At 71.4% G+C, this 10,133-nt stretch carries 13 protein-coding genes; 4 read left to right on the forward strand and 9 right to left on the reverse strand.

Going from position 1 to position 10,133, the window contains the following annotated elements; genetic code table 11:
• Window positions 1-44 precede the first annotated feature (44 nt).
• From QNO09_RS38170 to QNO09_RS38200, 8 genes are all read right to left on the reverse strand, one after another.
• Window positions 45-323, reverse strand: coding sequence for a hypothetical protein (locus QNO09_RS38170; protein WP_283974827.1), 279 nt, complete (start codon window positions 321-323; stop codon window positions 45-47).
• Window positions 324-579: 256 nt separating this feature from the next.
• Entirely contained in the window at window positions 580-1,422 is an 843-nt protein-coding gene (locus QNO09_RS38175) for a transposase family protein (RefSeq protein ID WP_283974828.1), read from the reverse strand.
• A 62-nt stretch (window positions 1,423-1,484) separates the two neighbouring features.
• Complete coding sequence (locus tag QNO09_RS38180; RefSeq protein ID WP_502962407.1) at window positions 1,485-1,871, reverse strand: hypothetical protein; 387 nt, start codon at window positions 1,869-1,871, stop codon at window positions 1,485-1,487.
• A complete protein-coding gene (locus tag QNO09_RS40180; protein ID WP_502962406.1) occupies window positions 1,796-2,377 on the reverse strand; it encodes a cysteine hydrolase family protein in 582 nt (193 codons plus the stop codon). The genes QNO09_RS38180 and QNO09_RS40180 overlap by 76 nt, the downstream gene beginning before the upstream one ends.
• A gap of 48 nt (window positions 2,378-2,425) precedes the next feature.
• Window positions 2,426-2,707 carry a hypothetical protein gene (locus QNO09_RS38185; protein WP_283974830.1) on the reverse strand — a complete coding sequence of 94 codons (282 nt, stop codon included), beginning with the start codon at window positions 2,705-2,707 and terminating at the stop codon, window positions 2,426-2,428.
• Window positions 2,708-2,954: 247 nt separating this feature from the next.
• Window positions 2,955-3,803, reverse strand: coding sequence for a helix-turn-helix domain-containing protein (locus tag QNO09_RS38190; protein ID WP_283974831.1), 849 nt, complete (start codon window positions 3,801-3,803; stop codon window positions 2,955-2,957).
• A complete protein-coding gene (locus QNO09_RS38195) occupies window positions 3,800-4,297 on the reverse strand; it encodes an SRPBCC family protein (RefSeq protein WP_283974832.1) in 498 nt (165 codons plus the stop codon). The genes QNO09_RS38190 and QNO09_RS38195 overlap by 4 nt, the downstream gene beginning before the upstream one ends.
• A 465-nt stretch (window positions 4,298-4,762) precedes the next feature.
• Window positions 4,763-6,382: a PH domain-containing protein gene (locus QNO09_RS38200; RefSeq protein ID WP_283974833.1), complete on the reverse strand. Its 1,620-nt coding sequence runs from the start codon at window positions 6,380-6,382 to the stop codon at window positions 4,763-4,765.
• Between the two features lie 248 nt (window positions 6,383-6,630).
• Between QNO09_RS38200 and QNO09_RS38205 the strand changes: the two genes are divergently transcribed.
• From QNO09_RS38205 to QNO09_RS38220, 4 genes are all read left to right on the forward strand, one after another.
• A complete protein-coding gene (locus QNO09_RS38205) occupies window positions 6,631-7,287 on the forward strand; it encodes a hypothetical protein (protein WP_283974834.1) in 657 nt (218 codons plus the stop codon).
• Between the two features lie 392 nt (window positions 7,288-7,679).
• On the forward strand, window positions 7,680-8,126 hold the full coding sequence (locus QNO09_RS38210) for a hypothetical protein (protein WP_283974835.1): 447 nt from the start codon (window positions 7,680-7,682) through the stop codon (window positions 8,124-8,126).
• Between the two features lie 608 nt (window positions 8,127-8,734).
• Entirely contained in the window at window positions 8,735-9,358 is a 624-nt protein-coding gene (locus tag QNO09_RS38215; RefSeq protein WP_283974836.1) for a DUF5994 family protein, read from the forward strand.
• A 10-nt stretch (window positions 9,359-9,368) separates the two neighbouring features.
• Complete coding sequence (locus QNO09_RS38220) at window positions 9,369-9,689, forward strand: hypothetical protein (protein WP_283974837.1); 321 nt, start codon at window positions 9,369-9,371, stop codon at window positions 9,687-9,689.
• A 164-nt stretch (window positions 9,690-9,853) separates the two neighbouring features.
• Here QNO09_RS38220 and QNO09_RS38225 read toward each other — a convergent pair.
• Window positions 9,854-10,133, reverse strand: a 280-nt coding sequence (locus tag QNO09_RS38225) for a DNA-directed RNA polymerase subunit alpha C-terminal domain-containing protein (RefSeq protein WP_283974838.1), incomplete at its 5' end; no start/stop codon positions are given.

Genomic DNA, 10,133 nt, shown 5'->3' on the forward strand with positions numbered 1-10,133 from the left:
GCGCGCAGTGCGACGACGTCCTGTCCCGTGGGTCCACTCCCGGGTCACCTGCGATGTTCGTGGCCCCGACGGTCCTCGCGCCGCCAGCGTGCCCGGTTCTGACGGCTGTAGCGGCGGTCCCAGCGTTCCCGACGGTCCCGGAGCTCCTGGTAGTCCCGGTAGTTCCCGAGATCGGAACGGCCGTCACGGCTCCGGCCTCCGCCGCGATCGCGGCCGTGGCGGGTGACGCCGTAGACGAGCACCGCCCCGGCCACCCACCAGATGGGATTGAGGAAGCCGAAGCCGAACAGGACCACGATGAGGATGAGGAGCAGGACGAACACGGCGGGCCTCCCCGGGAGCGGAACACAGCGTCGAAACCGGGGACTGGGGCCTCACCCCACAGCGTAGTCCCACCCAAGGGTTGGGGATACCGTGCGGGGTCAGCGCATCATCCGGCGGAGGGCTCTCCGCCCCGGCAGCCGCTCAGCGTTCACAGAGCAGTGTGCATCGTGAAGTCGCAGGTCACGGGTCTGGCGTGAGTCGCCTTCGGGATTCTCGGGCTGGTCGTGGGCGGATGCCTCTCGCGAAGATCATCGGTCAGCGGGTGATTTCGCGGTTGGTTAGCACCAGCAGGGCCCTGACCAGGGCGGTCGCCGACTTCGGGTCGGTGCGGAGCTTGGTGAGGACGCGCCAGTTCTTCAGATGGGCGAAGCCGTGCTCGACCGGGGCGCGGACTGCGGCCAGCACGGTGTTCGACAGTTTCTGGCCGGAGGTCAGGGGCCTGTTGCGGGCGGCCTTGTAGCCGGTGATCACGGCCGGGTCGGCCTCCGGGTCGTCGTTGTCATCGAGGCCGATGAAGCCCAGGTCGGCGATGGCGCGGAGGCCGGTCGCGCGCAGATGGGCGGTGAGGTGGTCGTGTCGGCAGGCGGTGATCTCCGAGGTGCGTCCGGGCCGGGCCGCGGAGACCCAGAGCAGCCGGCCACGATCGTCGGTGAGTGCGATCACGAGTAGTCCGTGGCATTTGCTCTTAACGGCGCAGTTCTTCCGATTCGCGTCTCCGGTGCGGCGTCGGGTGCGTATCAGCGAGCCGTCCAGCAGTACGATGCCGCCGCCCATTCGGGCGATCTTCTTGAGCGCGCGGTCCAGGCGCGGGGCGCGGGCGGCCAGCAGGCCGACGACCTCGCGCACCCACCGGCTCACGGTGGTGCGGTGGATGCCGTTGCCGCCTGCCAGGTCGCCGGGCCGCTGGTCACAGCGCAGCACCGCCAGCACGATCCCGGCGATCTTCCCGGCGGGCAGCGCCCGCCACGGCGAGCGGATCTTCTTGCAGTGGCCGCGGATCAGATCGGCGAGATAGTTCAAGGTGGCGCTCGACAGTGGCAGGCGGGCGGTGTGGACAAGGCCGTCAGGGCCCTCGACGGTTTCGTTGTTTTTCTTCACATCAAACTCAACTGCCGCCGGGGGCCCGCCGGTTACGCCCGTCCGCTCTTCGAGTCCGGCGACTACGGGCGCACGGTGAACTTGCCGTCACCCCGCTTGTGCAGCCAGCCGCGATCGGCCAGCTTGGTCAACTTCCCGCGCAGCGGCTCCAGCTTGCCCCGCACCCCCGTGTCCAGACCCAACGCCTCACCGACGGCCCGGGTGGCGACCGGCCCGCCGGCCTGCCGCAAGGCGGCCAGGATGCGCTGGTAGTCCGCTGGCAGCGCGGACTCGGCCACCCCTGACGCGCGGTCCGGGATCAGCCGCACCGCCCGACCCGCCACCTGCACCACCGGCGACCCGGCCGTTGCCCGCTCGTCAGCGAGCTGCTCGCTCATCCGCTGCCACACCCGCACCGCCACGGCCAGCTCGTCCCGCTCGGCCCGCACCTCGGACAGCTGCTTGACCAGATGCTCTTCGAGTTCATCGAGCTCCGCGCGGCGCGCGGTGAGCCGCTCATGCACCTCCGGGTCCACCATGTGCCGGAGCGTACGAGCGCAACCCGAGACGGCGGATGAGAAACCGCAGAACCCGCATATGCCAGACGATCTTCGAGGTCGGTATACAGGAAGGCGTCGTAGCGGTTCTTGTCGATGACCACTTCGCCCGCGACCGGAGCGAGCCGGTCGAGGATCTCGGCGTCCCAGCTGCCGTGGCTGAGCATGCGTGGTTCGACGGCGAGGGCCGGTGCCGCGGCCGCGCGCCACCCGGGGGACATCTCCGGTCCGCCCTCACCGATGACCTGCCGGGTGTAGAGCACGGGCAGTCCGGACCTGCGGGCTGCGGCGAGTAGGTCCCGGGTCGCGCGGATGGCGGGCTCGGCGTCCGCGCGACCCATACCGGCCCTGGCGAGGGATCCTTTCGGGTGCAGGAACCCGTTCTGCATGTCGATGACGAGAACTGCCGTAGTAGGCACGGACAGAAGTCCTTTCGGATGAACTGGGGGCGGGTTTCGGCGCGAGGATCAGAAGACCGCCACTGGATTGCTGGCGCTGGAGGTGACCCCGACCATGCGCCAGGGCAGCGCGGCGAAGAAGAACTCCCAGTGGGGCTCGTCGCGGCACACCGCGGCGAGCTCAGTGAGCTCCATGTTGTCGATGAGCCAGAGACCGAGGGCGACCAGGCCCACCGTGTGCATCGGCCTGGTCAGGTCCGGGCCGTAGCCGGACGGCTGCACGTCCTGCACGCCGTCGTTGCCCAGCACGGCGACGTCGCGCTCGCGCAGGAACGGCAGGCTGTCAATCACGTCCGGGGAGCGGTTGCCGGCCGAGCTCGTGAGCGTCCGGAAATACGGGCTCGCGCGCGACTGCGGCTGGTGGTCCTGCGGTCTCACGGATGTCGCGCCCCGGTGCGGGAGCCGGGCCTAGTGCCGAAGGGGCCGTGGTTGACGTCCGGATGCCTCCTACACACCGACGAGGGCCTGTTTTGGCACCCCGCAGGATGTTTGCGATGAACGGCCAGATGCCGAATGAGTTCCTCAGGCGCCCCGATTGTCAGCGGGCTTCGCTGAGCCGGGACGCACGCATGAGATCGAGTTGGTCGGCGCCGCGGGTTCCCGGGGCCGCTGTGTAGGTGACGATGCGCAGGTCGACTCCCGGCAAGGTCAGCACGTCGCAGTCCAGGGTGACGTCGCCAAGCTCGGGATGGCTGATCGTCTTCAGGTCCCCAGCCAGCTGCTCCATACCCGCCACGGCCCACAGTTCACCGAAGAACGGCGAGGCCCTGCGCAACCCGTCCACGAGCGCGGCCAGCTCCGGGTCGGTCGGATAGCGGGCGACCGCTTCGCGCAGGTCAGCGACGATCGCCGTCTCGAACGCGTACTGTCCGGCCGCCGATGAGACGGGGTACAGGTGCCAGCGCCCCTCTCCCGTGCCGAAGAGTGCGCGGGCGAGGTTGCGTTCGGCGGGCGCCAGGCTGGACGGGTCGCCGTGCAGAGCCGTCCACATGTCGTTCCACCACAGCAGGCTCCAGTCGGCGGCGAACACGCCGATCGGGAGGTCACCGAGGCGGGCGACCAGGCGGCGGATGCTCGGCGGCACGTGAGTGCCGACGGTATGGTCGCGCGGGGCGAGCAGGCCGGCAGCGCGGAAGAACTGGTCGCGTTCGGCCGGGGTGAGCCGCAGCGCGCGGGCGATGGCCGAGACCACCTGCGCGGAGGGATTGGTGGCCCGGCCCTGCTCCAGGCGCAGCACGTACTCGACGGAGAGGCCGGCGAGCTCGGCGAGTTCCTCGCGGCGCAGGCCAGGGGCGCGGCGGCGGGCCGACCGGGCGTAGCCGGCATCGGCCGGGTCTAGGCGGTCGCGCCAGCCGCGCAGTAAGGCGCCGAAGCTCAGGTCGCTCACTCCTCCATGATGCCACCGGGCGTTTCCTGCACCACGGTCACCATCCTGGTGAGTGCAGCGCGCATGTAGCGGGCCCAGAGCGGCTTGAACGGCCCCGCGACGATCCAGCAGCGGCCTGGCAGCGGCCGGAAGTCGTACGTCCATCGGATCGACGTGCCGGTCCCATCGGGCAGGAACGACCACTCGCCGCGCACCCCGGAGATCAGCTTGGCCAGCACGTTGGTGAAGCCACTCAGCTCATAGGCGAACCCGTGCCCCTCCGCGATCTCGGTAAGCCGCTCGTCGGCCTTGGAGCCGTCGGTGAACCAGGTCTGGCGCGACGTCCCCGGCCGGTTCCAGGTGCCGGTCTGGTCGCGCACTTCCGCGACGCCGGGGAACGGTCCCCACGGCTTGAACACCTGGGCGAGGTCGATCGGCACGATGACCTGGTAGGTGTGCGCGGGGCTGGACGTTGTACGGGCGAAGACGGTGATCGGGACACTCGTTTTGGTCATGCCACGAGCATCGCGGCCAGCGCCTGCCCGAGGCAGACACCTGTCAGTACATACCCTCGCGGTCTCGTCGTGTTCGCCGTGTCAACGGCGCAGTGTCCGTCGTGTCGTCGCCGGAGCGCTGCTGGCTGAGAAAGTTCGGTGTGAGACGCCATCCCGAAGGTCCGCAACCGATTAACCGGGCCGGCCGCTGCTCTGGCAGCGACCCGACCAAAAGCTTCTGCTCCCGCAATAGCCCAGCAGCTTCGGTGCCCCCCGTTCCGCGCGGCGCGCGGTGGTCCGCTCATGCACCGCGGGGTCCACCATGCGCCGGAGCGCACGAGCGCAACCCGAGACGGCGGGCGAGAAATCGCAAAACCCGCACCTACCAGACGATCTACACCTCAGACTGCCGCCCACGACCAGCACGAGTACGCCGAAGACAACTCACGCCAGACCCGTGACCAGCACCTTCACGATGCACACCGCTCACAGGTCGGGGCGTGTGACGTTCGCGGGCGTTCTCGCCGGGGTCAGCGCCTGGATGATGCGGGCCAGGTCGGTCGGGGCGGCCGTGAGGTGGACCGGTCGGCCCGCGTCGTCGAGTTCGGCGATCTGCCAGCTTCTGGGGACGCCGTCACCGTCGCCGCCGCGGGGGCGCCGTATGTCCTTGACGGTGATCCGCTCCGCCGGGATCCGCTTCGCCGCGAACCGGCCCGGGCCGGGGTGGGGTGTGACGGCGGGCGGGCCTCCGCCGAGGACGATGTGGGTGCCGAAGTTGTTCGGGTTGTAGTCGGTGGGCTCCAGGAAGCGGGCGGCCAGGAAGACCTCCTCGTCCTCGTCGGAGAGCCCGGGGGGAGTCCGGGGCGCCGCGGCCTTCTGGGGCGTACGGATGCGGGTCGCGCGCCAGGCCCGGGTGAACGCGCCCAGCGTGGCCAGGAAGCCCGCGACCGCCCAGGTGAGGGCCCCGGGAGAGGTCGGCGGGGTCGTGGGGTGGAGGTAGCACAGCGGCAGCAGCCACAGGGCCGTACCGGCGAGCGCGCCCGCGAACGGGAGCGCCGACGGAAGGACCTCGTCGGCGGGCAGCCGACGACCGCGTCTGCGCAGCAGTACCACGGAGGCGGGGTAGCCCGCGGCCAGGGCGCACCCGGCCGCGATGACGGCCACCTCTCCGCCGCTGGGGAAGTGTTCGCGCCAGACGTGGTGTTCGCCGGTGACCTGCCTCACCTCGCCGCGCCAGACGGTGAGTTCGACGCGGTCTCCGGGCCGGAATCCCTGGGCACCCTCCTGCGAGACCGAGAGCCGCTCCAGCGGCCGGCTCTCGGCGAAGTACAGCCGGCTGCTCTGCTTCCCCTTGCCGACCTCGACCCGCGTGATCACGGCCGACAGGGTGGTCAGGCAGTCTCCCTCAGGCTCTCGGCTTCGCTCGGGCACGGGGGACCCCGGCCCTTCCGCGGCGGGCGCCTCGGCGGTGCACGGCGCAGCCGACGTCCACGCCTGTTTCAGCGCCTCCGTGGCCGGCACGAACCAGGCGGCCAGGCCGGCGCCCGCGAGCAGCAGCACGCACAGGATCAGCGACACGGCCGTACCGCGACCGGCGGTGCGCTTCGAGATGACGGCGACGTGGTTCGACTCCGGGGTGCCGTACAAGCGGTGCAGCGCGCGGAGAGCGTGCAGCTTGGCGTCGAAGTCCGGCCGGTCGCCCGAGGACACGCTGGCCGGCAGGGGCAGGCGGCGCGTGGGTCCGCCGCCGCGCGGCACTACCTCGACGCGGTGGATCTCCTGCCCGTGGCGCCCGTACTGCACATACACGCGCAGGTCGGCGATGTCGCGCCACGGCACGCTGCGGCGGCGCAGGAGTGTCCGGGAGTGCACTCCGTACGCGTCGGCGCTCACCTGGACGACGGCCCCGTACAGACACGCGACGCCCAGCAGCGCGACGAGCAGGCCCGCACAGGCCCACACGTCCGCCGGTCCGTTCCCGTACGCCACGCGCACCACGGCCAGACCGGTCCCGGCCAGGCTCGCCCCGGCCGCCGCGAGGACGACGAACCGCCGCACGGGGCGCTTCAGGTGGGGACGACAGGTCACTTCCCGGACACCGTTCATGAGCGGGATCGTGCCATCGGCGGGGTCGCGCGCGCTTGTGCGGTGTCCGGCAGTTTCGCGGCCCGCGACGCTGCCGGGTCGCAAGCCGCGGTGAGGAGCGCGGAGGAGCGGAACGCACGCGTAGACGGAATCGAGACCATCTCGTAGCTCCCTCGCCCCGCAACCCCGGCGCTGTGCCGTGTGTCTAGCGCCGCGGCAGACACTGGCCGTAGCTTCAACGGTCGAGAACGGTCGAGGAGAGGACACCCATGCCCGGTTTCAGAGGTGCGTCGGTGATAGCGGTGGTGGGCGGGATCCTGGCGCTGGCAGGGTGTCGGGAGGCGTCCGACTCCCCCACCGGCTCGGGCACACCCGCGTCCGCCTCGGCCTCCTCCGCTCCCTCGTCCCCGCCTTCCGCGCAGGCCCCGACGCCGACCGACACCCCTACGACCGGCCCGGCCACCGCCACGGCCATCCCGTCGGCCGCCCCTGCCACCTCTGCCACACCGGCCAAGGCCACCACGCCCACTCCCGCGGCGACCCTCCCCTCGTCCGCGGACCACGCCGACTGCCGCAACCTGACCGCCGGCAGCGAGGTGAAGACCGCCGTGACGGAGGCGTACCGGCGCAGCTTTCCCCGGTTCGTCCATCTTCGGCCGGAGCCGGGGCAGTTCTTCTACGGCCAGTGCGGCGGCGTCCGCTACGCCGCCACCCGCTTCGAGGCCACCCTTGGTGCCACGCACGACGAGCTGGTGAGCATGCAGGACGAGGGCAGCGCCACCAAGTACTTCCGCGGCACTTCCGCAGGCGGCTGGACCTACCTCACCAGCGACGGCTTCCCACGAGGACCACAGGGCTGCGGCGATGTCGCGCAGATTCCCGACGCCCTCTCCGCACTCTGGGGGAACTGCCCGGCCGGGCGGTGAGCGTCGAACGCCCGCGACGTTCGCCAGGCAGTCGGGCCGCCCGGAGACTTCCGGAGTCGGGCAGGGGCGGCGGACTTCCGACGCCCGTCCAGCAGCAGCCCACGCGGCTGCAGCCCCCCTCACCCGCTGATCCGCACGCACCAGAGGCGCGAACACCTCCCCGGTGAAGCTCTCCAACCGGGCGCGGGAGGGGGAGAGTTCATCCGCCCTCACACCCGCAGCGAAGCACCGGACCGTCGACCCGACAAGACACGACTCATTCATCGAGGGCGAGAGTGACCTGGATTCCGTGACGGTTGAGGTGGCACCATCGGGGTCGCCGGAAACCCGCGAGTCCGCATGCGAGTCCGTGGCCGACGGCCCACAGCAGCAACCCCTCGAAGGATGTGTCCATGCGGCTGGCCCTGAAGTCGTCGGATCCTTTGCGCACCCGGTTCCGGCGAAGGAGCCTCATCACACTTTCGCTTGCCGCTGTCGCCGCCGCCCTGGTGATCGGCGGCATCGCGGTGGACAACGCGGTGAACCAGCCCGAGCTCCGGATACGCGGCATCCCCAGCAGTGGCGTGCTGAACGCCGCCGAACTCTCCGAAGCCAAGCTCACGGTGGACGTCGCCCCTCGCAACGGCGACGAGGCGCTGGGCATTGAGGCGCTGCGCGATATGGAGGTGAGGTTGAACGGCGAGTTCGTCCCCACCCAGTGGGTCGGAGGCCACAGGGTGCTCGATGTGAGGGCGTTGCGGGAGGGGGAGTACGAGCTGAGGGTGACCGCCGACCCGGGCCCGCTCTCGCGCGAGATCACTCTCAGTCGCCGCTTCATCGTGGACACCGCCCAGCCCTGACCTCAAGGTGCCGGACGCCTGCGGGCACTTTTGCCGACCGACCCTCTCGTGACGGACGCACCCACGGGCGGGAAGCCATCGCGCGCGGCCGATCGGGACTCGCCGAGGGCAGTCCGTCCTGTGGACCGCACACTTCGCGGCGGCGGTCGCCTACGAGTCCGGTCTCGTGGGCGACGATCACGCGCTGGGCGCGGTCGCACGCGTGCAGTGGGGCGAGCAGGCGTCCGGTACGGCCCCGGCATGCGCACGTCCATCGGCATGACGTCGTCGTACCGCCGCGTCTGCGTCGTCGAGCCGGACGTGGCCCACGTGGCCAGCGTGTTTCCCCCGGGTGCGCCGGTTCGGGCCGACCCTCACCGAAGGCCCGGCCACGGCCGCCCGCGAGGCGTCCTTCCGCGGTTCGTGGCCGGGTGGGCGGGGCAGGCAGCGGGTGGGCACCCGGCGGCGGTGCCTTCAGCCAGGCGGTCGCGCACCCCCCGCTGCGGCGGAACGCGGAGTAGTGTGGTGAAGACCGAGGGCATTTCGCACACCGGCTTCCACGCCGGGTCGTTCTCGGTGACAGATGACACCCGGGCCGGCGTAGAGCGGTCCGGAGACGGGTCCGCATCATGTCGGCGACCTTGCTTCCCCCACTGCCGCGCCCCGAGCCCGCCGCAGCCCCGGCCGCGCGTCTCGCACTGAAGACCGACGGCAGCTCCCGCGGCCTCCTGGACGGTGCCTGGTGGCCCCGCTCCCGGGATCTGGCGCACGAACTGCGGGCGTTGACCGACGCGTTGGACCCCTTGTGGGGCCGCATCACCCGCGTCGCCGTGAACCCGGAGCACTGGCCGGTCATCCCCCGCAAGGTTCCCGTGGACGGCCGCACCGTGAAGGTCGGCTGGTTCACGCCGGAGATCGACCCGCACAAGCTGCTGCTGCTCTCGTACGGCACCGGCCGCTGGGATCTCCTGGTCATCCCGCCCGAGACCGGAGCGGAGTCGGCGGCCCGGCTGATGACCGCGGCATCCGGCCGCGACGGCCTGCCACTGACCGCGAGCGCGCTCATCGCCGAGGACGAGGCGCGGCACGGCGTCTCCGCGGCCGACCGGTCGCCGGCCGCGGACGAGGCATGGGAGACCGAGGGCGGCGCCTCGGCGACCGACGTGCTCAAGTCGCCGGCCGGGACCGTGTCCGCAGGCCTTCCCCGGCAGACGGGTCCGCCCGACCCGGCCGGCCGGCCCAGCGGTTTGTGAGGTGGTCGCCGTGAACGCCTACCTGGCAGCCGCCGGCATCTTGATCCTCGTCGCAGTGGGGGCGTATGTGATCCACCGGCTCAACCTGCAGCACGCCGACAGAATCGCCGTGTACCGGTACGGCTCCCCCCTGCCCGGCCGCCGCGGGCGCGGCACGCCGCAGCCGCCGTCGGGGCCTGACGCGGCGGAGTCGCCGACCACCGCGGCGGAGTCGCCGACCACCGGCGGACGGCCGGACGACCGCGCCCGAGGGTCCGTACACGCGCGTCCGGCCGTCCGCCGGTGGTTGGCCGGACGACCGCGCTCGGGGGTCCGTACGCGCGGCCGGTGAGGAACGCGACTGAGAGGGACGTCTTCGCCCCGCTGATCAGGCCCGGAGGGCTCGGGCATCCGTCTCTCCGCCCGGGAGAGCATGCGAGGGAGCCGGGTGCGGTCGGGGGGGCGCTCATCGCCCGCCCCTCCGGCGTCCCGGCTCCCTCGCGGCCCGCGCGGGGTTCAGTACTGCTCGGTCTCCACGAAACCCGCGTCCGCGTTGTCGTCCGCGTCGAAGGCGGCGGCGGTCGGGTCGAATCCGGGAGGCGAGTCCTTGAGACCGAGACCCATGCCGGCGAGCTTGGCCTTGACCTCGTCGATCGACTTCGCACCGAAGTTGCGGATGTCGAGCAGGTCCGCCTCCGAGCGCGCCAGGAGTTCACCCACCGAGTGGACGCCTTCGCGCTTGAGGCAGTTGTACGACCGAACGGTGAGCTCCAGCTCCTCGATCGGCAGGGCCAGA

The sequence above is a fragment of the Streptomyces sp. 378 genome (genome assembly GCF_030124145.1).
In the GTDB taxonomy this organism is placed as follows: domain Bacteria; phylum Actinomycetota; class Actinomycetes; order Streptomycetales; family Streptomycetaceae; genus Streptomyces.

Bases quoted from the DNA above. Each gene is read 5' to 3' on its own strand.
- QNO09_RS38195 (WP_283974832.1), bottom strand. From the start codon at position 4,297: ATGACCAAAACGAGTGTCCCGATCACCGTCTTCGCCCGTACAACGTCC.
- QNO09_RS38200 (WP_283974833.1), bottom strand. From the start codon at position 6,382: ATGAACGGTGTCCGGGAAGTGACCTGTCGTCCCCACCTGAAGCGCCCC.
- QNO09_RS38205 (WP_283974834.1), top strand. From the start codon at position 6,631: ATGCCCGGTTTCAGAGGTGCGTCGGTGATAGCGGTGGTGGGCGGGATC.
- QNO09_RS38210 (WP_283974835.1), top strand. From the start codon at position 7,680: ATGCGGCTGGCCCTGAAGTCGTCGGATCCTTTGCGCACCCGGTTCCGG.
- QNO09_RS38215 (WP_283974836.1), top strand. From the start codon at position 8,735: ATGTCGGCGACCTTGCTTCCCCCACTGCCGCGCCCCGAGCCCGCCGCA.